Here is a 26,445-nt window from a genome sequence, read left to right as displayed (position 1 = left end):
GGCCGGAGGGCGGGACGGTGTTCCTGAGCCTATGGGGTCGACCGGGGGCCGCCGGGGGGCTCACATCTCGGCATCGGCCTGGAGCTGGCCCACCTCGGCCAGCAGCTTCGCCTGCTCCTCGGGGCTCATGGCGTCGAACTTGCGCTGCAGCTCCTCGTCGGTGACGGCGTCATAGGCGGCCCGGTAGCGGCGCCGCTGCTCCATGTAGGTCATCTTGCCGCCCACCACCCGCAGCAGGTAGCTGGCGGTCCAGCCCAGCACCACCAGCATGAGCAGCGCCGAGGCGGCGATGCCGGGGGAGAAGCCCTCCAGGCCGCTGGAGCGGAACACCCAGTAGCCACCCCCGCCGATGGCGAACACCACCAGGCCCAGCAGGATCGCCTGTGTGCGGGTCACGGCTCAGGCCTCGCCCTGGCCCGCCATGCGCAGGTTGAGGAAGGGGGCGAACAGGATCAGCCCAGGGAAGAACAGGAACACCAGCCCGTAGACGGCGGTGCGCTCGATCTTGCCCATCACGTACCAGCGCTTGTGCATCCACCAGTAGAGGGCCAGGGGCACCACCAGCAGATAGGCACCGGCCAGGGCCAGGTAGGCGCCGATCACCAGCAGGGTGTCGAGCGGCAGGCTGCTCAGGGCCACCAGGGAGGTCGCGAAGTGGGGCGAATCTAGGATCTAGCCACGGGGGCATGGCGAAACTGGTAGACGCAGCGGACTTAAAATCCGCAGGCCGCAAGGCTGTGGGGGTTCAAGTCCCCCTGCCCCCATGCCGTTGCTTTCGGTCCTGCTGGAGCTGGTGGGACGGCCATGGCTGCACGCCGCCGTCGTGCCCGAGCCCCGGGCCCCCCTGGTGCGGCTGTCCCAGCCACCGCCGGGACGCTACAGGGTGCTGGTGGCGGACTGGGGCCACCACACCTCGATCGTGTTGCAGCAGCCCCCCGGCTGGAGGCTTGGTCCTCCGGGGGCCGAAGCGGCGCCGTTCCTGGAGTTCGCCTGGGGCGACCGGCGCTACTTCCACGGGGGAGAGCGAGGCCCGCTGGCCCTGGTGGGCGCCCTGTTCCTGCCCACCGACGCGGTGCTCTTCCTCGCCGGCCATCCCGATCCGCCGCGGCTGTCGGGTGCGGTCGCCGCCTGGGAGCGACAGGTGGAGGCCCCCACCCTGCAGGCCCTGCTGGGCGCCCTGGAGCGCAGCGCCCGGCGCGACCGCGACGGCGGGCGCCTCCCCGCCCTGCCACGGCGGCCCGGCCAGGGGGGCCGGTTCGTCCCGGCCCATGGCACCTATCTCTGGACCCGCAACTGCAACGGCTGGACCGTGGGGCGGCTCCAGGAGGCCGGCCTCGCCACCGGAGCCACCGGGGTGGTGTTGGCTTCCCAGGTGCCTGGGCGCCTGCTCGGCTTCCGGCCCGTCGCCGAGCCGGACAAAAGTTCATCTCCAACTGTGTCTGTGGCTCTCCACACCCGGCGGTCCCACGGCCTTTCCCTGCCGCACCGCCCGGCCTAGACCGACGTCATCGTGGGATCCCGAAGTTGGCACATGTCGCACCCCTGCTGGCCGCCACCTGTCTGGCCGGTTTCGCCCTGTTGCAGCTGCTGTTCAGCATCGGCACCTGGTGATCCCCTCGGCCCCGTGTCGAGGCCTGCCATGCCGCCGTCCTTGCCCTGGGCTGCCGGCGCCTCTTCACCACCATGACGGTCAACACCCCGACCGACCGCGACCAGAGCCCCGACGACAGCCCGGCCAGCGGGCGGGCCTTGCTGGGCTGAGGCCAGGACAGCTTCCTTTGCGCCGGTGGTGGGACACTGGGCTGGCTTCGAGAGCCAGGGGGCCCGTCGCTGATGTCGCCAGAGCCGCCCACCGGCAGCGCCACCGCCAGCCTGGCCGCCCCCAGGATCGGCAGCTTCGGGATCCTGCTGTTTCCAGGGGTGGAGGAACTCGATGCCGTCGGACCCTGGGAGATGGCCGCCCTGTGGGCGCGCCAGCCCGGTGGCCCTGAACAGTGCCTGATGATCGGCCAGGGGGAGGCCCCGATCACCTGCGCCAAGGGGATGGTGCTGCTGCCCCACGCCAGCTTCGCCACCGCTCCCCCGCTGGATGTGCTGCTGGTGCCGGGTGGCCAGGGCACCCGCACCGAGGTGGCCAATCCCGAGCTGATCGCCTTCCTCCGTCGCCAGTCGGCCGGCTGCCGCGCCCTGCTCTCGGTCTGCACCGGTGCCTTCCTGCTGCAGGCCGCCGGCCTGCTCGGCGGCCGCAGGGCCACCACCCACTGGGCCTCCCTTGATCGCCTGCGGGCCCTTGGCGACGTGGAGGTGGTGGAGGAGCGCTTCACCCGGGACGGGGCCATCTGGAGCGCGGCCGGTATCTCCTCGGGCATCGATCTGATGCTGGCGTTCATTGCAGAAACCGCGGGGGACGATGCCGCTGCAAACGTACAACTGGAGTCGGAATATTTCCCGGCTTCGAAGGTGTATGGCCATGCGGCCAGCAGCGGCCATGGATCCGCTTATTTCAAGACATCATGAAGCGAAGGGATGGGTGTTTGCACTTACCTTGCTGATCAATCCGACGCCTTAGGCTCAAGGAAAGAGAGGAGGAAATCCCATGGCAACCTGTCAACCATCCCGCAACGAAACATCCCGCAGCGTTGCTGCAGCACCTGCCCATGCCAACGCCCATGCCAACGCCACTGAAGCCCTCCACCGAGTGAAGGAACGGGCCCTGCGCGATCCGGTTTTCGCCGCCGCTCTGCGGACATCGGATTCGCCTCAGGCGGCTGCCGATCTGGCGCAGCGGCACGGCATTGAGGTGAGTGCGGCGGCCCTCTGGCGCCACCGCGGCACCCTGGTCCACGGCGGGCTGCCCACCTGGCGCGGTTGAATCCACCCGGAGCCCGGAAGGGCTCCGGGATCAGTGTTCTGGCGGACCCTTGATCTCGATGCTGTTCCCCTCCGGATCCTGCAGGTAAAGGGCCGGGCCCACCCCTTCGGCACCGAAGGTGTGATGGAGGGGGCCGGCATCGATGCCTTGATGGCGCAGATGGGCCCGCAGGGCGTCTTCGTCAAAGGGCTCGAGCCGCAGGCAGATGTGGTCGAGGTTGTGCCCCTCCGTCCCTGGCGCCGCCCCTCCCCGGCGGCCAAGCTCCCCATCGACCGCCGCCAGATCGATCAGGCCGCTGCCGGCCTTCAGGTGGATCAGGCCCAGGGGTTCATTGCGTCGGACCACGGTGCAGCCCAGCACATCGGTGTAGAAGCGCTCCATCCGCTTCAGATCCCTGCAGCGCAGCACCACATGGTCGATGCCGGCGATCCTGATGCTGCCCATGGCGTTCCTGGTCCTCTTGGCGCAGAAATCGGTCTACGTCATGCCTGCAGGAGCAGCAACTCAGAGCACCGGCTGCCAGGTGACGCTGCGTCCTTCGGCGCTGTCCGTGTGGTCGCTGAAGGGGAGCACCTGATTGCGGCCGGTCTGCTTGGCCCGGTACATGGCATGGTCGGCCCTCGAGATGATCTCGTCCGGGTTTTCCCCCGGCCGCACCATGGTCACCCCGATGCTGAGGGTGATCGAGAGGCTGCCGGCACTGGTGGCGATCGGCTCGGCCACGGCCCGGCGGAGCTTTTCGGCGATGGTCACCGCATCGCCCAGCCCCCGCACCCCCTGCAGCACCACCACCATCTCGTCCCCGCCGATGCGGGCGGCCATATCGCCGCTGCGCAGGCCGGTGCGGATCCGGGAGGCCACCGTCCGGAGCAGTTCGTCGCCGGGTACGTGGCCGAAGGTGTCGTTGATCTCCTTGAAGTTGTCGAGATCGCAGAACAGCACGGCGGTGGCGTCCCCTTTGCGCAGCACCCGGCCGGCGATGGCGGTGATGCGCTCCAGGGCCTCATGGCGGTTCACCAGGCCGGTCAGTTCATCGGTGCAGGCCCGGCGGGCCAGTTCCCGCTCGGCGGCCACCTCCTGGTCCACGGTGCGGAAGGAGCCGACGATGCCGTCGAGCCGGCCCTGGGGATCCCGATGGGGACTGGCATGCAGCTCCACCCAGCGATGGCTGTGGTCGTGGGACAGGGCCTGCAGCCGGCGCACCACCGTGCCGCCGGCGGCCAGGGTCCGCAGGTCCCGCTCCAGCACCGGATGCTCGTCGGCGGGGATGAAGCGGCTGAGCGGATGGCCGATCCAGTCCTCCGGCCGCCAGCCCAGCATCGAGGTGAGCGAAGGCGAGATCCAGCTGACCAGCCCCTCCTTGATCAGCAGCACCACGTCGCTGGAGTTCTCCGCCAGCAGTCGGTAGCGCTGCTCCGAGGTGGCCAGGGCGGCTTCCGCCTGCACCATGTCGGTCACGTCGTTGAACTGGGCGATCACGAAGGCCAGGCTTCCATCGGGCCGGCGGCAGCAGGACACGCTGCAGTCGACCCACAGGGGGGGACGCTCCCCCTGCAGGATGCGCTTGCGCAGCCGGTAGCAGCGGCGCCGACCCTCCAGCAGTTCCGCCATCAGCGGGGCTTCGCTGTCCCGGTCCTGCGGCGGTGAGAACGACGGCCAGGTGAGCCCCTCCAGGTCGGCCGGATTCCGATCGAGCAGCCCGCCGCCGGCGGGATTGATGGAGAGCACATGGCCCTCGGCGTCGAGCAGGGCGATGCCGGTGGAGGTGTTCTCCATCGTGAGCCGCAGCCGTTCCTCCGAGGCGGCCAGGGCCGCCTTGGTGCGCTCCTCCGCCAGACGGGCGTCCACCTCGCCCTGGATGTCACGCCAGCTGCCCACCATGCCGCTCACCGCGCCGTCGGGCCCCTGCACCGGCCGCAGGGCCATGGAGATCCAGCGGCCGTCGCCGTCGGCGGCACGGAAGCGCAGATCGCAGCCACTGTTCTGGCCCTGGAGAACCTGGCCGATGGCCCGATCCAGGCGGGCGCGGTCCGGCTCCAGCACCAGCTCGGCGATGCTCCGCTCCCTGAGGTCGCGGGCGTCGTGGCCCAGCAGCTGCCGCACGGAGGGGGACACCCAGGAAATCCGTCCCTGCCGATCACTGCTGAGAACCACGTCGGGGGCGTTCTCGGCCAGCAGCTGGTAGTGATCCTTCAGCTCCCGGTTGCTGCGTTCCTTCTCCCGCAGTTCCCGGGACAGGTGCATCGCGACCCAGGCCATCCCGATCAGGCCGGCCAGCCGCAGCAGCAGCTTCACGCTGGTGGCCTGGGGAGAGAGGAGGGACCAGACGACGGTCAGGATGATCGCCAGGCTCGTGAACCAGCCCACCTGGCGGGGCGTGGCGAACAGGGCCGCGAGAACGACGGGGACCCAGTAGTACGGATACAGGCTGATTCCCAGGCGCCTCGACAGGAGCAGATCCACCAGAAAGAGGCCGATCAAGGCAGCAGCCAGGACGGCTAACCGTGATCGATAGCGACGTTGAAGAGAAACCAAATGGTGGTGACTGACGAATGAAGCTGACAATCACGGAGCCGCCGATCCCACCGGTCTGTCGGTGGTTGCAGGCCTCAGCGGCTGAGGCCTTCCGCCTGGGTCTCGGCGCTGTTCTGGTGCCCCTTGAGGTGCTTCTCACAGGCCAGCGTCGCCGATGCGAACAGCAGGGCCATGGCCAACATCGCCGCCTGAAGCTGGACCTGTCGCAGGAGGGGGGTCATGGCCCAGGTGTCCACGGTAAGAATGATTATAGGTAAGCCTCCCCTGCGTGCCGCACTCCTGGCGGCGGCCGTGCAGCGAATGCGGAGCTGACCAACGCCGCAGCGGTGGCTAGCAAGAAGGCGAGGGAGACCCAAGGCATGACCCGCTCCGCCGCCACAGCCATCCCGACCGCCGCCGCGGGCGACGACGATCCGCGCATCGTCCAGGTGGTCCGTCGCCACGGGGCCCGTGCCGATGCCCTGATCGAGGTGCTGCACCAGGTGCAGGAGATCCACGGCTATCTCTCGCCGGAGTCCCTGCGGGTGGTGGCCGTCGCCATGCGGCTGCCCCTGAGTCGCGTCCATGGCGTGGCGAGCTTCTACCACCTCTTCCGTCTGGAGCCCCCCACCGCCCACCGGTGCGCCATCTGCCTGGGCACCGCCTGCTACGTCAAAGGAGGGGGACAGGTGGCCGCCCGCATCGAGCAGCGACTCGGGGTGCGGCTCGATGACCCGGTCGGGGACGGTGTCTGGGCCCTGCAGCACGTGAGCTGCCTGGGGGCCTGCGGCCAGGCGCCGGTGCTGGTGGTGGACGGGGAGCTGGTGACCCGGCTGCCGGTGGACCAGCCTGAGGAACTGGAGGCGCGGCTGGCGGCCGCCGGCCTGCCTCAGCGCACCACCACCTGATTGGCCCCCAGATCCCTGGATTGGTTCAGGGCCAGTTCCACCCGCGAGAGCATGGCCTGGCCGCTGGCGTCGCTGGCCGCCAGCAGGCTGACCCCCGCGTTCATCGCCAGCCCGGGGGAGGGTGTGTGTCCGGCAGGCAGGGCCATCTCGTTCACGACCCGGCGGATCTGTTCCGCCGTGGTGCGGGCCGATTCGAGCGGCTGATCCCAGAGCAGCACCAGGAACTCACAGCCTCCGATGCTGGAGCAGATCCGTCAGGTGCTCTACACCAATGGCCTCGTCCCGGCCAACACCCCCCTGCCCGCCACGGACGACGCCATCGCCCGGGGCGCCAAGGGCCGGTGAACGGCGCCCCGGCCATTTCCTGGCTAACAGAAGATCAGGCGTTTCCGGTCCTCCATGCCCTCCCCTGTGCAGGTGCGCTGCTGCGATGCCAGCGGCTGCCGGTCCGCCGGCAGCCAGGCCCTGCGCGCCGCCCTGGAGGTCGCCCGTGATGCCGCCGGTCTGGAGGCCTCCGCGCTGACGATCAAGCCGGTGGGCTGCCTGCGTCAGTGCGGCAGCGGCCCCCTGGTGGCCTGCGACCGGCCCGGTCGGACCCGGCTCTTCGGCGGGCTCCCGCCCGAGCTGGCCGGGGCCCTGATCGCGGACGCCCTCGCCGCCGCTGGATCCGGGGACACCGCTCCGGCGTCCAGGGCGGATCCCCTGGCGGCCCATCGCCTTGATCTGGAGGGTCCCTTCTTCGCCCTGCAGCGGCCCGTGGTGCTCGAGGGCTGCGGGCAGGTGAATCCCGAATCCATCGACGACGCCCTGGCGTTCGGCACCTACGCCCAGCTGCAGCGGGTCCTGCAGGAGCTCAGCCCCGAGCAGGTGCGGGACGAGGTGCGCCGCAGCGGCCTGCGCGGTCGGGGCGGCGCCGGCTACCCGACGGGCCTGAAGTGGGACACGGTGGCCCTGCAGCCCCCCGGCCCCCGCTATGTGGTCTGCAACGCCGATGAGGGGGACCCCGGCGCCTTCATGGACCGCAGCGTGCTGGAGAGCGATCCGCACCGGTTGATCGAGGGCATGGCGATCGCCGCCTACGCCGTCGGTGCCGAGCGGGGCTTCGTTTATGTGAGGGCGGAGTATCCCCTGGCGATCGAGCGGTTGCGGCTGGCCCTGCAGCAGGCCCGCAGCCGGCACCTGCTGGGCAACGACATCCACGGCACCCCCTTCAACCTGCGGCTGGAGGTGCGGGTGGGGGCCGGCGCCTACGTCTGCGGTGAGGAGACGGCCCTGCTGCTCTCGATCCAGGGCCAGCGGGGCATGCCCCAGCCCCGGCCCCCCTTCCCGGCTCAGTCGGGCCTCTGGGGGGCGCCCACCCTGATCAACAACGTCGAGACCTTCACCGCCGTGCCGGCGATCCTGCGCCAGGGCGGCGACTGGTACGCCGCCATGGGCACCGAGCACAGCAAGGGCACCAAGGTGTTCGCCCTCTCCGGGGCGGTGGTCAACACCGGCCTGGTGGAGGTGCCGATGGGCACCCCCCTGCGCACCGTGGTGGAGGTGATCGGGGGCGGGGTGCCCGACGGCTCACCGATCAAGGCGGTGCAGACGGGGGGGCCCTCGGGCGGCTGCATCCCAGCCGAGCGGCTCGACACCCCCGTCGACTACGAGAGCCTGCTGGCGCTCGGTTCGATGATGGGCTCCGGCGGCATGGTGGTGATGGGGGAGAGCACCTCCATGCCCGAGGTGGCGCGCCACTTCATGGGCTTCAGCGTGAACGAGAGCTGCGGCAAGTGCATCCCCTGCCGCGCCGGCACCGTGCAGCTGGCCCAGCTGCTGGATCGCTTCGTGGAGCTCCGCGCCACCCCCGAGGACATGGAACGCCTCGATGCCCTCTGCCGGATGGTCAAGGTCACCAGCCTCTGCGGCCTGGGCCAGTCGGCCCCCAATCCGGTGCTCAGCACCCTGCGCTGGTTCCGCCACGAATACGAGGCCGCCTGCCGGGAGCCCGCGCTCTGCGGCGCCCCGGGGGAGGTGCGCTGATGGCGGTCATCACCCTCAACGTCAATGGCCAGGACGTGGCCGTGCCGGCGGGGGCCAGCCTGCTGGAGGCCACCCGGGCGGCTGCGGCCGACGTCCCCACCCTCTGCCACCTCGACGGCCTCAGTCCGGTCTCCTCCTGCCGGCTCTGTCTGGTGGAGGTGGAAGGGTCAGGAAAACTGCTGCCCGCCTGCAGCACCGCCGCCGCTGAGGGGATGGTGGTGCACACCCATACGCCCCAGCTGCGGGAGGTCCGGCGCATGGCGGTGGAGCTGTTCTTCGCCGAGGGGAACCACGTCTGCGCCGTGTGCGTGGCCAACACCCACTGCGAGCTCCAGGACATGGCCGTGACCGTGGGCATGGACCATTCCCGCTTCCCCTACCAGTACCCCCAGCGGTCGGTGGATGCCTCCCACCCCCAGTTCAGCCTCGACCACAACCGCTGCATCCTCTGCACCCGCTGCGTGCGGGTGTGCGACGAGATCGAGGGCGCCCATGTCTGGGACATCGGCAGCCGCGGCGGCCACTGCCACATCGTCGCCGGCCTCGATGAGCCCTGGGGCCAGGTGCAGGCCTGCACCTCCTGCGGCAAGTGCGTCGAGGTGTGCCCCACCGGCGCCCTGTTCCGCAACACCGACACCACCGCCGAGAAGCAGCCCGACGCCGGCCTGCCCGCCCTGCTGCGTGCCGCCCGCGACCAGCACCGCTGGCACAACCAGTGACCGACCCCACCATGACCCCCTCCCCCCCCGCCGCCAAGCTGCGCCTCGCCACCGTCTGGCTGGCGGGCTGCTCCGGCTGCCACATGTCGTTTCTGGACCTCGACGAGTTCCTCTTCGACCTGGCCGAGCAGGTGGATGTGGTGTTCTCGCCGGTGGGCACCGACGTCAAGACCTACCCCGAGGCCGTCGACATCGCCCTGGTGGAGGGGGCGGTGGCGAACGTCGACAACCTGGAGCTGGCCCTGCAGGTGCGGGAGCGCACCGGCCTGGTGATCTCCTTCGGCGACTGCGCCGTGACCGCCAACGTGCCGGGCCTGCGCAACCTGCTCGATGCCGGCCACGACAGCGCCAAGGCGGTGCTGGAGCGCGGCTACCTGGAGCTGGCCGACGCCACCGGCCAGCTGCCCTTCGCCCCCGGCATCGTTCCCGAGCTGCTGCCCCGGGTGCTGCCCCTGCACGAGGTGATCCCCGTGGACCTTTACCTGCCGGGCTGTCCCCCCTCCGCCGAGCGGATCCGGGAGGCGATCACCCCCCTGCTGGCCGGGCAGCGCCCGGCGATGGAAGGGGCCGCCATGCTGCGTTTCGGATGAGGACCTCCCCATGACCCGCACCGTTCTCATCGACCCGGTGACCCGCATCGAGGGCCACGCCAAGATCACCCTCCACCTCGACGACGCCGGCCACCTCACCGACACCCGCTTCCATGTGGTGGAGTACCGGGGTTTCGAGAAGTTCTGCGAGGGCCGGCCCTTCACCGAGATGGCCGGCATCACGGCCCGGATCTGCGGCATCTGCCCGGTGAGCCACCTGCTGGCGGCCGCCAAGACCGGCGACAAGCTGCTGGCCCTCTCGATTCCCCCGGCGGCCGACAAGCTGCGGCGGCTGCTCAACCTGGCCCAGCTCACCCAGTCCCACGCCCTCTCCTTCTTCCACCTCAGCAGCCCCGATTTCCTGCTGGGCTGGGAGAGCGATCCGGCCAAACGTAATGTCTTCGGTCTGATGGCCGCCGACCCCGACCTCGCCCGCGCCGGCATCCGCCTGCGCCAGTTCGGCCAGCAGATCCTGGAGCTCCTGGGCGGCCGCAGGATCCACTCCGCCTGGGCGGTGCCCGGGGGCGTGCGCTCCCCCCTGAGCCAGGAGGCGAAGGACTGGATCCTGGGACGCCTGCCGGAGGCCCGCGCCACCGTGACCCTGGCCCTGGAGCTCTACAAGAAGCTGCTCGATGGCCCGCTGCAGAGGGAGCAGCGCGTCTTCGGCGACTTCCCCAGCCTGTTCATGGGCCTGGTGACCCCCAGCGGGCTCTGGGAGCACATCGAGGGGCGCATCCGCTTCCGCGATGCGAAAGGGGCGATCGTCGCCGACCAGCTCAGCGAGGACGACTACGCCGAGTATCTGGGCGAGGCGGTGGAACCCTGGAGCTACCTCAAGTTCCCCTACTACAAACCCCTCGGCTATCCCGACGGCATCTACCGGGTGGGCCCCCTGGCGCGGCTCAACGTCTGCGACAGCGTCGGCACCCCCTGGGCTGACCGGGAGCTGGCGGAGCTGCGCCAGCGCAGCGGCCAGCCCGTCACCTCGAGCTTCGCCTACCACCACGCCCGCCTGGTGGAGATCGTCGCCTGCCTGGAGGCGATCGAGATCCTCGTGCAGGATCCCGAGCTGATGCATGGCCGCATCCGGCTGCGGGCCTCCCTCAACCGCAACGAGGCGGTGGGCGTCAGCGAGGCGCCCCGGGGCACCCTGTTCCACCACTACAAGGTGGATGACGACGGCCTGCTCACCAGCGTCAACCTGATCATCGCCACCGGCCAGAACAACCTGGCGATGAACCGCACCGTGCACCAGATCGCCCGGGAGTACATCCCCGATCCGGTGCCCGCCGGCACCGAGATTCCCGAGGCGATGCTCAACCGGGTGGAGGCGGGCATCCGCTGCTTCGACCCCTGCCTCTCCTGCTCCACCCATGCCGCCGGCCAGATGCCCCTGCGCCTGCAGCTGCTGGCCGCCGATGGCACGGTGCTGGCCGAGCGCCTGCGGGGATGAGCGACGCCGGCGCCGGCACCGGAGGCGCGCTGCTGATCGGCATCGGCAACCCCCTGAGGGGCGATGACGGGGTGGGCTGGCACCTGGTGGAGGGCCTGGGTCTGCAGCGCCACCAGCTCACCCCCGAACTGGCCGAGGCGGTGGCGGCCGCCGAGCGGCTGCTGATCGTCGATGCCTGGCTGGCGCCGCCCCGGAGCCGCTGCCTGCTGCGGCCCCTGCTGGCCTCAGACGGCTGGGAGCGGGACACGCACCGGGTGGCGCCCGCCCGGCTGCTGGCCCTGGCCGAGCAGCTGTTCGACCGTTGCGTGCCGGCCCACGAGCTGCTGGTGCCCGCCTTCGACTTCTCCTGGGGCGAGTGCTTCTCCCCGCAGCTGCGGCGCCAGCTGCCCCGGGCGCGCCGGCTGCTGCGGGGCTGGCTGCGGGGCATACCGCCGTCCCATGCATGAACTCAGCCTGATGGACGCGGTGCGGCAGAAGGTCCTGGAGCAGGCCGCCCTGCATGGGGCCGGCCGCATCACCGCCATCACCCTGCGGGTGGGCAGCCTGGCGGGGGTGGAGATCGAGGCCCTGCGCCTGGCCCACACGGTGGTGATGGCGGATACCCTCGCCGCCGGCTCCCGGCTGGAGATCGAGGCGGTGGAGGCGGCGTGTTTCTGCGCGGCCTGTGAGCAGCCCTTCACGGCGCACGATGGCTGCTGCGAGTGCCCACGCTGCGGCCGCATCAGCCGGGAACTGCTGCGGGGCCGGGAGCTGCAGCTGGCCTCGATGGAGATCGCCTGACGCGGCTGCAGGGTCTAGGGGGAGCCCTGCCTGTCCGCCCGAACCGATCACCGTCTGGAAATGAAATGTAAATTTGCGCAAGATTTCGCTTTTTCATCACTCTGTGCCAGGCCTTTCGCTGTCCATGAATGACGATTTCCCTTTTTCGCTGGCGTTGAGTGGCATAGGAAAGAGAGGCGTAACCACCATGACATTGATCACCAGAATCGTTCAGCGCAGCGTGGGCGTCGCCGCCACCGGCGGTCTGCTGTTCGGCGGCGCCGCGATGGCGGACGTCCGACCCGCCGATGGTCGCTCCGAGGCGGTGCCGGAGTCCATCTCCGAGCCCATTCCCGCGCCGGCTCCCGTCGCTGAAATCCCTGTCCAGGATCCGAGCCTGATGGGCACGGTCCCGGCGAACCAGGACGCTGCTGATCCTGCTGTCGCTCCCGTCGCCGCTCCCCAGGCCGCCACGGCTGAGGCCACCCTCATCGCCCAGACCTACCCCCAGCCGGTGGTGAAGGAGGTCTATTCCGCCAAGGGGTGGTACCTCACCATCGGCGCCGGTGCCCAGACCCCCAGCGACCAGACGGTCAACAGCAACGGCACGCTCGTTTCACCCTTCTTCACGCCGCTGCTGTTCAACTTCGGCAACAACAACTCCACCAAGCTTGACCTCGGTGGTGGCTTCTCCGGCGACGTCGGCGTCGGTTACGACTTCGGCGCCCTGCGCGCCGAGCTCACCTACGGCTACAGCCGGGCCAGCCTCAATGCCGTTGGTGCCGCCAATCCGATCGGCTTCGGTGCCTTCGGCATCGTGCCCTTCACCAACAACGTCTCCGGCATCATCAACAAGAACGATGTGCTGGCCAGCCTCTACTACGACATCGAGACCAACAGCCGCTGGACGCCCTACATCGGCGGTGGCATCGGGTACACCAACCTGAGCACCCCGAGTTTCAGCCTCAATGGCTTCCCCACCAACAGCGTCAACAAGGGGCTGTTCGGCTGGCAGGCCAAGGTGGGTGTCAGCTACGCCATGAGCTACAACTCCGATGTCTACCTGGAGGGGGTCTATCAAGGTGCTGGCGGCTATTCCTCCGAGAACCTGACCTTCGACGCCTTCAACAGCTTCGGCGGCAAGATCGGCTTCCGCTATCGCTTCGGTGCCCGCCCGGTGGCGGCCGCTCCCGCTCCCACCCCGGAGCCGGAACCGATCATGCAGCCCGCACCGGCTCCCGCGCCGGTCTTCCAGCCCGAACCGGCCCCCGAACCCATTCGCGGTCTCTGGTGATCACGTGGCGGTCGTTGCCACGGCCCCGTCGGAGCGTCGTGCCTAGCCTTCCGGGGTGAGGCCGGGCCCCGGCGGGGCTTTTCCGTGCCGCTCTCCTGTCTGGGGTCGATCCTGCGATGTGTGTCGACTGCAACTGCGGCCAACCGGTCGCCCCCGCCATTGAGGCCCCCCGACACCTGGAGCTGGGCCAGCGCCTGCTGGTGCATAACGATGCCCAGGCGGCGGCCAACCGGGAGCACTTCGCCGCCGCCGGCGTCCGGGTGATCAACCTGCTCTCCTCGCCGGGTTCCGGCAAGACCGCCCTGCTGGAGCGGCTGGCGCGGCACCTGGCTCCCGCCTCCCCGGCGGAGCGCCATCCGATGGCGGTGATCGTGGGCGATCTGGCCACCGACAACGACGCCCTCCGTCTGCGGGCCGCCGGGGTGCCCGCCCTGCAGATCACCACCGGCCAGGCCTGCCACCTGGAGGCGGCGATGGTGCACCGGGCTCTCCATGAGCTGGCCCACCTCGGCCAGCCCCTCGAAGGCCTGGAGCTGCTGGTGATCGAGAACGTCGGCAACCTGGTCTGCCCGGCCGCCTTCGATCTCGGGGAGAGCCAGCGGGTCGTCCTGCTCTCGGTCACCGAAGGGGAGGACAAACCCCTGAAGTACCCGGCCATCTTCCATTCCGCCGATGTGGTGGTGATCAGCAAGAGCGACCTGGCCGGGGCCTGCGGCTTTGACGGACCCCAGGCCCGCCGCCACATCGCCCGCGTCGCCCCCAGGGCCCCCATCGTGGAGGTCTCCGCCCGCACCGGGGAGTGCATTCCTGAGCTGCTGGCGGCCCTGGGCCTGGAGCGGGTGGCCGTGGCCGGCTGACCATGCCACCGCTGGCGGGGCGGGCCCAGCTGCACCTGGAGTGCCGTGGGGTGGTGCAGGGGGTGGGTTTCCGGCCCCTGGTGCACCGTCTCGCCCGGGACCTTGATCTGCACGGCGAGGTGGAGAACGGACCGGGGGCGGTGCGCCTGCGGCTGGAGGGGGAGCGCCCCTCCCTGGAGACGTTCCTGCGGCGCCTGCCGCGCCAGTTGCCCCCCGGGGCCCGGCTGGAGCCGTTGGATCCCGTCTGGTCGGCGGCGGCCACCGACCCGGCGGCGAGTCCGTTCCAGGCGGGGGTACGGATCACGGCCGGCCAGGCCAGGCCGCTGAGCATCGATCTGATCGCGTCGTCGCTGGTGGCCGACCGGGCCCCCTGCCGCGCCTGCCGGGCGGAACTGGCCGATCCCGCCGATCGCCGCTTCGGCTACCCCTTCATCAGCTGCTGTGACTGCGGTCCCCGCTTCAGCATCGCCACGGCAGAGCCCTGGGCCCGGGCCCACACGACCCTGGCACCGTTCGCCCTGTGCCCGGCCTGTCGCCGGGAGTTCGAGGACCCGTCCGACCGCCGCTTCCATGCCGAGACCATCGCCTGCCCGGCGTGCGGGCCGCGGCTGGCGCTCCTCGATGGGGCCGGGGCGCCCCTGGTGGATCCAGGCGGCGACGGCAGCGCGGCCGCCCTGATCAGGGCCTGCTGCAGCCGTCTCGCCGCGGGGGAGATCCTGGCCCTCCAGGGCGTGGGCGGCTTCCAGCTGCTGGTGGATGCCACCAACGCGGAGGCGGTGGCCCGGCTGCGGCAACGCAAGCGACGGCCCGCCAAGCCCTTCGCCCTGCTGGTGGCCGAGGCCGATGCCCTGGCCCCCTTCTGCGTCATCGACGCTGCCGAGCGCCGGGCCCTGGCGGATCCTGCCGCCCCGATCGTGCTGCTGCGCCGCCGGCGGGGGGCCACCGAAGCCCTGCCGGGGGTGGCCCCGGGCAGCCCCTCCCTGGGGGCGATGCTGCCGGCGTCGCCGCTGCACCTCCTGCTGGCGCGCGCCTGCGGCCGGCCCCTGGTGGCCACCAGCGGCAACCCCAGCGGTGAGCCGCTGTGCACGGATCCTGCGGAGGCCGTGGAGCGGCTGGGGGGCGGGGCCGGCTCCCCCATCGCCGATGTCTTTCTGGTGCACGACCGCGCCATCGCCCGGCCCCTGGATGATTCGGTGCTGCAGCTGATCGATGGTCGGCCGGCCCTGCTGCGCCGGGCCCGGGGCCATGCCCCCGAGCCCCTGGCGCTGGCGGCGGGTGGGGGTTGGACTCCCGAAGGCGTGGTGGCGCTGGGGGGGGATCTCAAGAGTGCGCCGGCCCTGGCGCTGGACGGGCGGCTGTGGCTGGCCCCCCACCTGGGGGACCTGGCCGGGGGCCGGCTGCTGTCGCGGCTGGCCGACGGGCTGGCGGCGATCGAGCGGCGCTGGGGCGGGCGGCTGACGCGGATCGCCTGCGATGCCCACCCCGGCTACCTCAGCCACCAGCTCGCCGCCGATCAGCCGTGGCCGCGACGAACGGTGCAGCATCACCGGGCCCACGGCCTGGCCGTGCTGGCCGAGCATGGGCTGTCGTTTCCGCTGCTGGCCGTCACCTGGGATGGGCTCGGCTACGCCCCAGCCCCTGCCGGCGACGGCGGCCCCCAGCTCTGGGGCGGTGAGCTGCTGCTGCTGGGCGGGCCCGGCGCTCCCCCCTGCGAGCGGCTGGTGGCCCTGCGGCCCTTCCCGCTGCCGGGGGGGGAGCGGGCGATGGCGGAACCCCGACGGGCGGCCCTGGGGCTGCTGGCCGCCGCCGGGTCCCGGGCCCTGGATCACCCCGGGGCCCGCCCCAGCCTGGCCGCCTTCACGACAGGCGAGCGCCACCTGCTGCTTCAGGCCATCACCAGCGGCTGCAACGCCCCCCTGAGCACCAGCATGGGCCGGCTGTTCGATGCGGTCGCCTCCCTGCTGGACCTGGTGCAGGTGCAGAGCTACGAGGGGGAGGGGGGTCTGCGCCTGCAAGGGGCCGCCGCCGCCGCTGTCCCGGAGCCTGGGCGCTGGTTCCTTCCCCTCGTGCCGCCCGCGGCCATCAAGGGAGGAACCGCCGCCGGTGGCCCGAGCCTGGGCTGGCTCGACTGGGAACCGCTGCTGGAGGGCCTGCTGACGGCGATCGCCGCCGGCTCGCCGCCGGCCCTCTGCGCCGCCCGGTTCCACCACACCCTGGCGGAGGCCCTGGCCGAAACCGCCGCCCTCGCGGCTGGGGCGATGGCGCCCTCCGGCTCGGCCGGCCGTGGTGGGGTACCGGTGGCCCTGGCGGGGGGCTGCTTCCAGAACCGGCTGTTGCTGGAGGCGGCGATCACGGCGCTGCGGGCCCGGGGTCTGCGGCCGTTCTGGCCGGAGGCCGTGCCCTGCAGCGATGGCGGGCTGGCCCTGGGGCAGGTCTGGGCCGTGGGTGGTCCGTGGGCAGATCCGGCCGGCGGGCCTACAACCAGGGGGAGAGACCACGCGCCGTGATCCGCCCATGTGCCTGGCCGTGCCCGCTCGCATCCTCTCGATCCGGGTCCAGCCGCCGCCGGGAGTGCCTGAGCCCACCGGGGCCGCCAGCGAAGACGCCCCGGATGACGCCACCGCCGACGGCCTCTGGCGCATGGCCGAGGTGGATTTCGGCGGGGTGCGCCAGCAGGTGAGCCTGGCCTGCCTGCCCGAGGCGGCCGTCGGCGATCGGGTGCTGGTGCATGTGGGCCTGGCCCTCAGCCTCGTCGAGGACGACCCGGCATGACCATCACCGTCGATGGCAACGAGGCCGTGGCGCTCGTGGCCTACCGCCTCAACGAGGCCATCGCCATCTATCCGATCACCCCCGCCTCGCCGATGGGGGAGTGGGCCGATGCCTGGAACACCGAAGGCCGCCCCAACCTCTGGGGCACGGTGCCGGCGGTGGTGGAGCTGCAGAGCGAGGCCGGCGCCGCCGGCACCGTCCACGGGGCCCTGCAGGCGGGGGTGCTGACCACCACCTTCACGGCTTCCCAGGGGCTGCTGCTGATGGTGCCCAACCTCTACAAGCTGGCCGGCGAGCTCACCCCCGCCGTGCTGCATGTGGCGGCCCGTTCCCTGGCGGCCCAGGGGCTGTCGATCTTCGGCGACCACAGCGACGTGATGGCCTGCCGCGGCACGGGCTGCGTCATCCTCTGCTCCGCTTCGGTGCAGGAGGCCGGCGACTTCGCCGCCATCGCCACCCGGGCCAGCCTGCTGGGGCGGCTGCCGTTCCTGCACATGTTCGACGGCTTCCGCACCTCCCACGAGATCCAGAAGATCGAGCCCATCGACGACGCGGTGCTCCATGCCCTGATGCCGATGGAGGCGGTGGCGGCCCACCGCCAGCGGGCCCTCTCCCCCGACCACCCGGTGCTGCGGGGCACGGCCCAGAACCCGGACGTCTACTTCCAGGCGCGGGAGTCGGTGAACCGCTTCTACGACGCCCTCCCCGGCCACCTGGTGGAGGCGATGGAACGGTTCGCCCGCCTCACCGGCCGCCAGTACGGCCCCTATGAGTACGTGGGCGCCGCCGATGCCGAGCGGGTGGTGGTGCTGATGGGCTCCGGCTGCGAGACCGCCGAGGAGACCGCCCTGGCCCTGATCGCCGCCGGTGAACGGGTGGGGGTGCTCAAGGTGCGCCTGTTCCGGCCCTTCGTGGCGAGCCTGTTCGCCGCCGCCCTGCCGCCCACGGTGCGGGCTCTGGCGGTGCTCGACCGCTGCAAGGAGCCCGGCTCCGGCGGCGAACCCCTCTACCTCGATGCGGTGGCCGCCCTCAGTGAGGCGTGGCAGTCCTGCCACGGCGATCGCCCCCTGCCGCGGGTGGTGGGCGGCCGCTACGGCCTCTCTTCCAAGGAGTTCACTCCGGCGATGGTCAAGGCGGTGTTCGACAACCTCCTGCTGCCCCAGCCCCGCAACCACTTCACGGTCGGCATCGACGACGACGTCACCCACCGCTCGCTGCCGGTCGCGGCGGACTTCCACGTGGATGGGCCCGACCAGGTGCGGGCCGTGTTCTACGGCCTGGGCTCCGACGGCACGGTGGGGGGCAACAAGGCCACGATCAAGATCATCGGCGAGCAGACCGACCTGTTCGCCCAGGCCTACTTCGTCTACGACTCCAAGAAGTCGGGGTCGGTCACGGTGTCGCACCTGCGCTTCGGCCCCCGGCCGATCCGCGCCCCCTACCTGATCGAGCGGCCCACCCTGGTGGCCTGCCACCAGTGGGATTTCGTCGACCGCTTCGACCTGCTGGCGGGCCTGGACGCCGGTGGGGTGCTGCTGCTCAACAGCCCATTTCCGATCGAGGAGAGCTGGCGGCGGATGCCGGCCGCGCTGCGCTGCGGCATCCGGGAGCGGGGGCTGACGGTGTGGCTGATCAACGCCTACCGGGTGGCGCGGGAGGCCGGCATGGGGAACCACATCAACACGGTGATGCAGGCCTGCTTCTTCGCCGTCAGCGGCGTGCTGCCCAGGGAGGACGCCATCGAGCAGATCCGCGACTCCCTGCGCAAGACCTACGGCCGCAAGGGGGAGGCGGTGGTGGCCATGAACCTGCGCGCCCTCGACGCCAGCCTCGAGCATCTGCAGCTCCTCGACTGGCGGTGCCTGCCGGCGGAGGACGACCTGCCGGCCCCGGCCCCGGCGGCCGACCGGCTCGCCGAGGCGCCGCTGTTCGTGCGGGAGGTGATCGGGCCGCTGCTGGAGCGGCGCGGTGATGCCCTGCCCGTCAGCGCCCTGCCCTGTGACGGCACCTGGCCCACGGACACGGCCCGGTGGGAGAAGCGCAACATCGCCGAGTCCGTGCCGGTGTGGGAGAGCGACCTCTGCGTGCAGTGCGGCAAGTGTGTGATGGTGTGCCCCCATGCGGTGATCCGGGCCAAGGCGGTGGCGCCGGAGGCCCTGGCGGCAGCCCCGGAGGGATTCCGCCAGGCCCCGGCCCGCGATCCGGACCTGGCGGGCCGCAGCTTCACGATCCAGGTGGCCGTCGAGGACTGCACCGGCTGCGCGCTGTGTGTGGAGGTCTGCCCGGCCCGGGACCGCACCGAGCCGAAGCGCAAGGCGATCAACATGGCCCCCCAGCGGCCCCTGCGGGAGGCCGGCCGCGGCCACTGGGACTACTTCCTGGGGCTGCCCGAGATGGCCCGCGGTGACCTCAACCTGCACAGGATCGGCCAGCAGCAGCTGCAGCAGCCCCTGTTCGAGTTCTCCGGCGCCTGCGGCGGCTGCGGCGAGACGCCCTACCTCAAGCTGGCCAGCCAGCTGTTCGGCGACCGGATGCTGGTGGCCAACGCCACGGGCTGCTCCTCCATCTATGGCGGCAACCTGCCCACCACCCCCTGGAGCACCAATGCCGAGGGGCGCGGCCCGGCCTGGAGCAATTCCCTGTTCGAGGACAACGCCGAGTTCGGCCTGGGCATGCGGGTGGCGATCGACCAGCAGCGCCAGATGGCCCTCGAGCTGCTGGACCGGCTGGGGCCGGCGCCGGAGCGGGCCGACCCCCTGCTGCCCGGGGCCCTGGTGGCGGCGATCCGGGACGCCGACCAGCACGATGAGGCCGGCATCGTCGCCCAGCGGCGGCGGGTGGAGGAGCTCAAGCGCCTGCTTCGGGAGGTGGCGGGGGAGGCTCCCGGCGCGTCGCTGAGCCCCCGGGAGACCCAGGCCGTCCGCCTGCTGGACCTGGCCGATGCCCTGGTGAAGAAGAGCGTCTGGCTGGTGGGGGGCGATGGCTGGGCCTATGACATCGGCTTCGGTGGGCTCGACCACGTGCTCGCCAGCGGCCGCGATGTGAATGCCCTGGTGCTCGACACCGAGGTGTACTCCAACACCGGCGGCCAGATGTCGAAGGCCACGCCCCGGGCGGCGGTGGCCAAGTACGCCGCCGGCGGCAAGGCGGCCCCCAAGAAGGATCTGGGGCTGATGATGATGAGCTACGGCACGGTCTACGTGGCCAGCGTGGCCATGGGGGCCCGCGACGAGCACACGGTGCGGGCGTTCCTGGAGGCGGAGAGCTATCCGGGGCCGTCGCTGATCCTGGCCTACTCCCACTGCATCGCCCACGGCATCGACATGGCCCGGGGCATGGAGCAGCAGAAGGCGGCGGTGGATTCCGGTCGCTGGCTGCTCTACCGCTACGACCCCCGCCGCACCGAACGGGGCGAGCACCCGCTGCAGATCGACAGCCGGGGCCAGAAGCGACCCCTGGCCGAGGCGATGGCCACCGAGAACCGCTTCCGCATGCTCTCCTTCAGCCAGCCGGAGCGGGCCCGGGCCCTGGCGCGCCAGGCCGAGCTGGAGGTGGGCCGCCGCCTGGCCATCTACCGGGCCCTCGCCGGCACCACGCCGCCGGTCTCGGCGCCCTCCCAGGGCGAGGTGCCGGCATGACCCGCCCCGATCTTTCCGTCACCTACCTGGGTCTGGAGCTGCGCAGCCCCCTGGTGGTGGGGGCCGCGGCGCCCCTGAGCGAGGACATCGACCAGCTGCTGCGGCTGGAGGAGGCCGGCGCAGCCGCCGTGGTGCTGCATTCGCTGTTCGAGGAGCAGATCGAGCGCGACCAGCTGGAGCTGCACCGGGTGACCCTGCAGGGCGCCGACAGCTACGGGGAGGCGCTCAGCTACTTCCCCGAGCCCTCGATCTTCCACGTGGGCCACGACCTCTACCTGCGCCACCTGGAGCGGGCCCGTTCCCGCCTGTCGGTGCCGGTGATCGCCAGCCTCAACGGTGCCCACCCCGGCCAGTGGGTGCAGGTGGCGCGGCGCATGGAGTCGGCCGGCGCCAGCGCCCTGGAGCTGAACATCTATTCGGTCCCCACCGATCCGGATCTTTCCAGCGCGGCGATCGAGAACCAGGTGCTGGAGATCGTCGCCGAGGTGCGCGCCGAGGTGACGCTGCCCCTGGCGGTGAAGCTCAGCCCCTTCTTCACCAACTTCGGCGCCATGGCCAAGCGGTTGGCCGCCGCCGGCGCCGATGGCCTGGTGCTGTTCAACCGCTTCTACCAGCCCGACATCGACATCGAGGAACTGGAGGTGCGGCCCAACCTGCTGCTGTCCACCCCCCACGACCTGCGGCTGCCCCTGCGCTGGATCGCCCTGCTGCACGGTCGCCACCCCGTGGATCTGGCGGCCACCGGCGGCGTGCACCGTGGCACCGACGTGGTGCGCCTGCTGATGGCCGGCGCCGCCATCACTCAGCTGGTGGCGGCCCTGCTGCGCCATGGCCCCGGCCGGCTGGCGGGGCTGGAGGAGGAGCTGGCCCAGTGGCTGCTGGAGCACGAGCACGCCACCGCCCGGGAGCTGATCGGCTGCATGAGCCAGCAGCGCTGCCCCGATCCCAGCGAGTACGAGCGCTCCCAGTACATGCGCGCCGTCCAGACCTTCCTGCCCGCCGATGCCGCGGCGGCGCCGGGTCCCTGGTGAGTGCTCCGCTGGCGGTGACGGCGGAGGTGGCCGCCGTGGGGGAGCTGGCGGCCGAGCTGGCCGCGATCACCACCCGCCCCTGGACCCTGATGGAGGTGTGCGGCGGCCAGACCCACGCCATCGTGCGCTGGGGGCTCGACCAGCTGCTGCCCCCCGGGCTGCGGCTCATCCACGGGCCCGGCTGCCCGGTCTGCGTCACCCCCGCCGCCACCATCGATGCCGCCCGCACCCTGGCCCGCCGGCCCGAGGTGATCCTCTGCTCCTACGGCGACATGCTGCGGGTGCCGGGCGCCGCCGCTGACGGGGGGCCGGCGGACCTGCTGGGGGTGCGGGCCGAGGGGGGCGATGTGCGCCTGCTCACCTCCCCCCTGGAGGCCCTGGCCCTGGCCCGGCGCCATCCGGAGCGCCAGGTGGTGTTCCTGGCGGTGGGCTTCGAGACCACGGCCCCGGCCACGGCCCTGCTGGTGCGCCAGGCGAGCGCCGCCGGTGTGGCCAATCTTTCCCTGCTGGCGGCCCATGTGCGGGTGCCCCCCGCCATGGCGGCGATCCTGGCGGCCGAGGGCAACCAGGTGCAGGGTTTCCTGGCGGCCGGGCACGTCTGCGCCGTGATGGGCACCACCGAACTGGAACACCTGGCGGATCGGCACCGGGTGCCGGTGGTGGTGAGCGGCTTTGCGCCCCTGGATCTGATGCGGGGGCTGGTGGCCTGCGTGCGCCAGCTGGAGCGGGGCGAGGCCCGGGTGGCCAATGCCTACGGCCGGGGGGGGCGCCAGCAGGGCAACCCGGCCGCCCGGGCCCTGCTGGAATCGGTGTTCGAGCCGGTGGACCGGCCCTGGCGGGGCTTCGGCGTGATCCCGGGGGGCGGCCTGGGGCTGCGGGCCCCCTTCCGCCACCTGGAGGCCGGGGTCCGTTTCGACGACCTGGTCGGTGGGCCCGAGGCCGGTGCGGAGCCGGGGGCCGCGACGGGAGCCGAAGGGGTCTGCATCAGCGGCCGCATCCTGCAGGGGCGCGCCCGGCCCATGGACTGCCCGGCCTTCGGCACCACCTGCACGCCGGAGCATCCGCTGGGGGCGCCGATGGTGTCCTCCGAGGGGGCCTGCGCCGCCTACCACCGTTACGGCCGCCGTGGCTGAACCGGCCCTGCCCGCCACCGCCCGCATCCAGCTGGCCCATGGCGGCGGCGGCACCCTGATGCAGCAGCTGATCGACGCCGAACTGCGCCGCCTCTACGCCGACCCCGACCAGGTGCTGCACGATGCCGCCCGCCTGTCCCTGCCCCACGGCCGGCTCGCCTTCACCACCGACAGCTACGTGGTGCAGCCCCTGGAGTTCGAGGGGGGCGACATCGGCAGCCTGGCGGTGACGGGCACCGCCAACGACCTGGCCATGGCCGGCGCCCGGCCCCTGGTGCTGAGCCTGGGCCTGATCCTGGAGGAGGGGCTCGAGCTGGCGGTGCTGCGCCGCATCGTGGCCTCGCTGGGGGAGGCCGCCCGGCGCTGCGGGGTGACCATCGTCACCGGCGACACCAAGGTGGTGGAGCGGGGCAAGGGGGACGGGGCCTTCCTCAACACCAGCGGCATCGGCCTGCTGCAGGTGGACGAGCCGATCGATCCGCTGGCGATCGCCCCCGGCGACCAGCTGCTGGTGAGCGGCGACCTGGGCCGCCACGGGGTGGCGATCCTGGCCGCCCGCCATGGCCTGGATCTGCAGCCCCCCCTGGCCACGGACTGCATGCCCCTGTGGCCCGCGGTGGAGGCGCTGCTGGCCGCCGGGGTGCGGCTCCACTGCCTGCGGGACCTCACCCGGGGCGGGCTGGCCAGCGCCCTGCAGGAACTGGCGGCCCCCAATGGCCTGGAGCTGCAGATCGAGGAGCAGCGCATCCCGGTGGCCGAGCCGGTGCGGCGCACCTGCGAGCTGCTGGGCTTCGATCCGCTGCACCTGGCCAACGAGGGCCGCTTCCTGGCGGTGGTGCCCGAGGCCGACCGGCGGCGGGCCCTGGAGCTGCTGGCGCCGGCCGGCGGGGCCTGGATCGGCCGGGTGGCGGCGACAGGTCCCGGAACCGGCGGCCGCCGGGGCCGGGTACTGCTGCGCACCCCCTACGGCAGCGAGCGGGTGCTGGTGCCCCTCAGCGGGGAACTGCTGCCACGGATCTGCTGAAGCCTTGCGGCACCTGCCCAGCCTGCCGCCAGTGCTTGTCGAGGGCATCCACCAGGATCACCAGCAGCGGAGCCAGGGCCATCGGCCCCAGCCAGGCCATCGGGAAGGGCCGCATCCCGAACACCGCCGCCACCGGAGCCAGCAGCACCAGGGCGCTGGCCAGCAGCGGTTCGCTGACCAGCCCCAGCCCCAGCCATCGATTGGGCCGGCCGAGCGTCTCCCAGGCCGGCCGGCGTTCGCTGCGGCAGGCCAGCAGGGTGCCCATCTGGCCGGCCACGATCAGGCAGAAGGTGACGGTGGTGGCCTGCTGCTGGATCGCCACCACGCCGGCGTCAGCCGTGTGGTGCAGCAGCTGGGGGGCCAGGAGCCGCAGCTGGCTCCAGCCCACGCCGTTGGCCCGCCAGGTGAGCAGATAGCCCGCCATGGCCACCAGGCCCTCCACCAGTCCCAGCACCAGATAGGCGCGCACCATCACGGCCCGGTTGAGCAGGGGCAGGCCCCTGGGGCGCGGCGCCAGGCGCATCACCCCCGCCTCGGGTGGATCGGCCCCCAGGCCCAGGGCCGGCAGCAGGTCGGTGCCCAGGTCGACCGCCAGGATCTGCAGCACCGTCAGGGCGGCGGGAATGCCGGCGATCACCATCGCCAGGAAGGGCAGCACCTCCGGCACGTTCGAGGCCAGCACGTAGGTGATGAAGCGGCCGATGTTGGTCACCACCGAGCGGCCGTAGCGGACGGCCTCCACGATCGTGGCGAAGTTGTCGTCGAGCAGGACGATGTCGGCGGCTTCACGGGCCACATCCGTGCCGCTGATCCCCATCGCCAGGCCGACATCGGCGGCGCGCAGGGCCGGCGCGTCGTTGACGCCATCGCCGGTGACGGCCACCACCTCGCCGAGGGCGCGGTAGGCCTGCACCAGCCGCAGTTTCTGCTCCGGTGCCATGCGGGCGAACACCAGCCTGTGGCGGTACTTGAGCAGCTGCCGCAGGTGCACGTCGCTGATCTGGGCCAGGGTGGAGCCCTCGATCACCCGCACCGGGTCGGCGCTGGCCTGCTGCTGCGCCGTTGATCGGCCCGGGAACCCGGGGGGGTCGAGCAGACCGATCTGCCGGGCGATCGCCTGGGCCGTGAGCCCGTAGTCGCCGGTGACCATCGTCACCTTGATGCCCGCTTCGCGGCACTGGCGGATCGCGTCGGGCACCTCCGGCCGTGGCGGGTCGTAGAGACCCAGCAGGCCGAGGAACATCTGGCCGCTCTCCAGGGCCTCCGCCGGGGCGTCGCCGCAGCCCCCGTCGCCCCGTCGAAGCGCCACGGCGATGACCCGGTAGCCCCGGGCGGCCAGCCCATCGTTGGCGGCCACCACCTGCTGGCGCAGCTCGGCGGGCAAGGGGGCGTCGCCACTGGAGGACAGCCAGCTGGTGCACTGCGCCAGCACTTCCTGGGGGGCCCCCTTGGTGATCAACAGGGAGCCCCCCGTGACGATCGGCAGATCGTCGGCATGGTCGCGCCAGTCCACCAGCACGGTCATGCGGCGGCGGAGGGAATCGAAGGGAATCTCCCGGCGCCGTGGATGCCGGCCCGGCAACGCCTCCGGCTCCAGCCCGGCTTCCGCGGCGGCCACCAGCATCGCCGTTTCGGTGGGATCCCCCACCCCCAGCCGCGGCTGGGCGGCGCCACCAGCCCCAGCCACCGCCACCTCGAGACGGGCGTTGGAGCACAGGGAGGCGGCGCGCAGCAGCAGCCTCTCCAGCCCCCCGGCGGGCAACGGCAGCCAGGTGCTCTCCACCGCCATGCGGTTGCCGGTGAGCGTACCCGTCTTGTCGGAGCAGATCACACTCACCGAGCCCAGGGCTTCCACCGCCGAGAGACGGCGAACCAGGGCCTGGCGGCTCGCCATGCGCTGCACCGCCATGGCCAGGGCCAGGGTGACCGTGGGCAGCAGCCCTTCGGGCACGTTGGCCACGATGATCCCCGTGGCGAACACCACGCTCTCCAGCGGGGCCATCCCGACCAGGAGGACGCTGAGGCCGAAGGCGACCACCCCCATGGTCACGGCGATGGTGCAGATCGTTTGCACGATCCGGCTCACCTGCAGCTCCAGGGTGCTGGCGCCGCGCGTGGTGCCGGCCGCCAGCCGGGCCACCTGCCCGAATTCCGTCTCCGCGCCCGTGGCATAGACGAACGCCTCCCCCCGTCCCGAGGCCACGGTGCTGCCGGCCATCACCAGGTTGGCCCGCTCACCGGTGCTGACCCTCGCCTGCTGCAGGCGGCCTTCGATGGCCCCGCTCCGGCGCGCCACCGGCAGGGATTCGCCGGTGAGCACTGACAGATCCAGATAGAGCCCATGGGCCTCGCTCAGCCGGCAGTCGGCCGGGACCCGATCCCCCTCCTCGAGCCGAACCCGATCGCCCGCCACCAGCGCCTCCGCCGCCAGAAAGCCCAGCTGCCCGTCGCGCCACACCTGCACCTGGCTGGGCAGGGCGCGGGTGAGGGCGGCCAGGGTGCGCTCGGCCTGGAACTCCTGCCAGAAGGAGAAGACGCCGTTGATCATGACCACCGCCCAGATGGCCCAGCCCAGCTGGGGTGTGCCGACGGCGAAGGCCAGACCCCCGGCGACCCACAGCAGCAGGGCCATGAAGTGAACCATCTGGTCCAGGAAGCGCAGGGCCAGGGGCCGGCGCCGGGCGGGCGGCAGGCGGTTGGGGCCGAAGCGCGCCAGCCGCCGCTCGGCTTCCGCGCTGCCGAGGCCCTCCGGTGTGGTCTGCAGGGCCCGGTGGACGTCTTCCAGGGGCAGCGACCAGATCGGCTGGGAGGCGGCGAGCAGCACGGACCGGCAGCGGGGGCCAGGATCAGCATGAT

Annotated in this window: 25 protein-coding genes and 1 tRNA gene; 19 read left to right on the top strand and 7 right to left on the bottom strand. The window is 71.8% G+C overall.

Translation table 11 applies throughout. From position 1 onward, the window contains the following. Nucleotides 1-60: 60 nt before the first annotated feature. Both L107_RS13505 and L107_RS13500 read right to left on the bottom strand, forming a co-directional pair. Entirely contained in the window at nucleotides 61-396 is a 336-nt protein-coding gene (locus L107_RS13505) for a DUF3007 family protein (RefSeq protein WP_159819647.1), read from the bottom strand. A gap of 3 nt (nucleotides 397-399) precedes the next feature. Continuing rightward, the gene (locus L107_RS13500) at nucleotides 400-639 is read right to left on the bottom strand and encodes an NAD(P)H-quinone oxidoreductase subunit L (RefSeq protein ID WP_159819645.1); all 240 of its coding nucleotides are present in this window, start codon (nucleotides 637-639) and stop codon (nucleotides 400-402) included. Between the two features lie 41 nt (nucleotides 640-680). Between L107_RS13500 and L107_RS13495 the strand changes: the two genes are divergently transcribed. From L107_RS13495 to L107_RS13480, 4 genes are all read left to right on the top strand, one after another. Continuing rightward, nucleotides 681-764 (top strand) — tRNA-Leu (locus tag L107_RS13495). Then, nucleotides 764-1,498, top strand: coding sequence for a DUF2459 domain-containing protein (locus L107_RS13490; protein WP_159819643.1), 735 nt, complete (start codon nucleotides 764-766; stop codon nucleotides 1,496-1,498). Before L107_RS13495 ends, L107_RS13490 begins: the two co-directional genes overlap by 1 nt. A 335-nt stretch (nucleotides 1,499-1,833) precedes the next feature. Next, nucleotides 1,834-2,517, top strand: coding sequence for a DJ-1/PfpI family protein (locus L107_RS13485; RefSeq protein ID WP_159819641.1), 684 nt, complete (start codon nucleotides 1,834-1,836; stop codon nucleotides 2,515-2,517). 181 nt (nucleotides 2,518-2,698) lie between these two features. After that, a complete protein-coding gene (locus tag L107_RS13480; protein WP_159819639.1) occupies nucleotides 2,699-2,872 on the top strand; it encodes a hypothetical protein in 174 nt (57 codons plus the stop codon). Between the two features lie 30 nt (nucleotides 2,873-2,902). Here L107_RS13480 and L107_RS13475 read toward each other — a convergent pair whose 3' ends face one another. From L107_RS13475 to L107_RS13465, 3 genes are all read right to left on the bottom strand, one after another. After that, complete coding sequence (locus L107_RS13475) at nucleotides 2,903-3,316, bottom strand: VOC family protein (RefSeq protein WP_159819637.1); 414 nt, start codon at nucleotides 3,314-3,316, stop codon at nucleotides 2,903-2,905. Nucleotides 3,317-3,376: 60 nt separating this feature from the next. Continuing rightward, complete coding sequence (locus L107_RS13470; RefSeq protein WP_159819635.1) at nucleotides 3,377-5,353, bottom strand: bifunctional diguanylate cyclase/phosphodiesterase; 1,977 nt, start codon at nucleotides 5,351-5,353, stop codon at nucleotides 3,377-3,379. Between the two features lie 128 nt (nucleotides 5,354-5,481). Then, on the bottom strand, nucleotides 5,482-5,628 hold the full coding sequence (locus L107_RS13465) for a hypothetical protein (RefSeq protein WP_159819633.1): 147 nt from the start codon (nucleotides 5,626-5,628) through the stop codon (nucleotides 5,482-5,484). 138 nt (nucleotides 5,629-5,766) lie between these two features. Here L107_RS13465 and L107_RS13460 point away from each other — a divergent pair, with 138 nt between their 5' ends. Then, nucleotides 5,767-6,294, top strand: coding sequence for an NAD(P)H-dependent oxidoreductase subunit E (locus L107_RS13460; RefSeq protein ID WP_236550695.1), 528 nt, complete (start codon nucleotides 5,767-5,769; stop codon nucleotides 6,292-6,294). Here the strand turns inward: L107_RS13460 and L107_RS13455 are convergent. Then, on the bottom strand, nucleotides 6,276-6,512 hold the full coding sequence (locus tag L107_RS13455; protein ID WP_159819631.1) for a hypothetical protein: 237 nt from the start codon (nucleotides 6,510-6,512) through the stop codon (nucleotides 6,276-6,278). The genes L107_RS13460 and L107_RS13455 overlap by 19 nt on opposite strands. A gap of 181 nt (nucleotides 6,513-6,693) precedes the next feature. On the opposite strand from L107_RS13455, the gene L107_RS13450 reads away from it, so the two are divergent. The 14 genes from L107_RS13450 (at nucleotide 6,694) to hypE (ending at nucleotide 23,589) form a co-directional block, all read left to right on the top strand. Then, nucleotides 6,694-8,319 carry a NuoF family protein gene (locus L107_RS13450; RefSeq protein WP_159819629.1) on the top strand — a complete coding sequence of 542 codons (1,626 nt, stop codon included), beginning with the start codon at nucleotides 6,694-6,696 and terminating at the stop codon, nucleotides 8,317-8,319. Then, nucleotides 8,319-9,038, top strand: coding sequence for a bidirectional hydrogenase complex protein HoxU (hoxU, locus tag L107_RS13445; RefSeq protein ID WP_159819627.1), 720 nt, complete (start codon nucleotides 8,319-8,321; stop codon nucleotides 9,036-9,038). Before L107_RS13450 ends, hoxU begins: the two co-directional genes overlap by 1 nt. A gap of 11 nt (nucleotides 9,039-9,049) precedes the next feature. After that, the gene (locus L107_RS13440) at nucleotides 9,050-9,628 is read left to right on the top strand and encodes an oxidoreductase (RefSeq protein WP_159819625.1); all 579 of its coding nucleotides are present in this window, start codon (nucleotides 9,050-9,052) and stop codon (nucleotides 9,626-9,628) included. A 10-nt stretch (nucleotides 9,629-9,638) separates the two neighbouring features. Continuing rightward, nucleotides 9,639-11,081 carry a Ni/Fe hydrogenase subunit alpha gene (locus L107_RS13435; protein WP_159819623.1) on the top strand — a complete coding sequence of 481 codons (1,443 nt, stop codon included), beginning with the start codon at nucleotides 9,639-9,641 and terminating at the stop codon, nucleotides 11,079-11,081. Beyond that, complete coding sequence (locus L107_RS13430) at nucleotides 11,078-11,527, top strand: hydrogenase maturation protease (protein WP_159819621.1); 450 nt, start codon at nucleotides 11,078-11,080, stop codon at nucleotides 11,525-11,527. The genes L107_RS13435 and L107_RS13430 overlap by 4 nt, the downstream gene beginning before the upstream one ends. Then, nucleotides 11,520-11,861, top strand: coding sequence for a hydrogenase maturation nickel metallochaperone HypA (hypA, locus tag L107_RS13425; protein WP_159819619.1), 342 nt, complete (start codon nucleotides 11,520-11,522; stop codon nucleotides 11,859-11,861). Before L107_RS13430 ends, hypA begins: the two co-directional genes overlap by 8 nt. 187 nt (nucleotides 11,862-12,048) lie before the next feature. Next, nucleotides 12,049-13,134, top strand: a complete 1,086-nt coding sequence (locus tag L107_RS13420) for an outer membrane protein (RefSeq protein ID WP_159819617.1) — start codon at nucleotides 12,049-12,051, stop codon at nucleotides 13,132-13,134. A 116-nt stretch (nucleotides 13,135-13,250) separates the two neighbouring features. Continuing rightward, complete coding sequence (hypB, locus tag L107_RS13415; RefSeq protein ID WP_159819615.1) at nucleotides 13,251-13,991, top strand: hydrogenase nickel incorporation protein HypB; 741 nt, start codon at nucleotides 13,251-13,253, stop codon at nucleotides 13,989-13,991. Nucleotides 13,992-13,993: 2 nt separating this feature from the next. Beyond that, nucleotides 13,994-16,498 carry a carbamoyltransferase HypF gene (gene hypF / locus L107_RS13410; protein WP_159819613.1) on the top strand — a complete coding sequence of 835 codons (2,505 nt, stop codon included), beginning with the start codon at nucleotides 13,994-13,996 and terminating at the stop codon, nucleotides 16,496-16,498. Nucleotides 16,499-16,517: 19 nt separating this feature from the next. Beyond that, the gene (locus L107_RS13405) at nucleotides 16,518-16,763 is read left to right on the top strand and encodes a HypC/HybG/HupF family hydrogenase formation chaperone (RefSeq protein ID WP_236550694.1); all 246 of its coding nucleotides are present in this window, start codon (nucleotides 16,518-16,520) and stop codon (nucleotides 16,761-16,763) included. Then, nucleotides 16,760-20,401 (top strand): pyruvate:ferredoxin (flavodoxin) oxidoreductase, encoded by a 3,642-nt coding sequence (gene nifJ, locus L107_RS13400; protein WP_159819609.1) that lies wholly within the window; start codon nucleotides 16,760-16,762, stop codon nucleotides 20,399-20,401. Before L107_RS13405 ends, nifJ begins: the two co-directional genes overlap by 4 nt. Beyond that, complete coding sequence (locus L107_RS13395) at nucleotides 20,398-21,432, top strand: dihydroorotate dehydrogenase-like protein (RefSeq protein WP_159819607.1); 1,035 nt, start codon at nucleotides 20,398-20,400, stop codon at nucleotides 21,430-21,432. Before nifJ ends, L107_RS13395 begins: the two co-directional genes overlap by 4 nt. Next, nucleotides 21,429-22,565 carry a hydrogenase formation protein HypD gene (gene hypD / locus L107_RS13390; protein ID WP_159819605.1) on the top strand — a complete coding sequence of 379 codons (1,137 nt, stop codon included), beginning with the start codon at nucleotides 21,429-21,431 and terminating at the stop codon, nucleotides 22,563-22,565. The genes L107_RS13395 and hypD overlap by 4 nt, the downstream gene beginning before the upstream one ends. Then, complete coding sequence (gene hypE, locus L107_RS13385) at nucleotides 22,558-23,589, top strand: hydrogenase expression/formation protein HypE (RefSeq protein ID WP_159819603.1); 1,032 nt, start codon at nucleotides 22,558-22,560, stop codon at nucleotides 23,587-23,589. Before hypD ends, hypE begins: the two co-directional genes overlap by 8 nt. On the opposite strand, the gene L107_RS13380 is transcribed toward hypE, so the two are convergent. Further along, nucleotides 23,558-26,413: a cation-transporting P-type ATPase gene (locus L107_RS13380; protein ID WP_159819601.1), complete on the bottom strand. Its 2,856-nt coding sequence runs from the start codon at nucleotides 26,411-26,413 to the stop codon at nucleotides 23,558-23,560. The two genes, hypE and L107_RS13380, sit on opposite strands and share 32 nt — an antisense overlap. Between the last annotated feature and the right edge of the window lie 32 nt (nucleotides 26,414-26,445).

The organism is Cyanobium sp. Copco_Reservoir_LC18, from assembly GCF_009834675.1.
Classification (GTDB): Bacteria; Cyanobacteriota; Cyanobacteriia; order PCC-6307; family Cyanobiaceae; genus Cyanobium; species Cyanobium minutissimum.
Note: the sequence above shows the minus strand (reverse complement) of the source record. Positions and strands in the feature narration are given on the sequence as shown.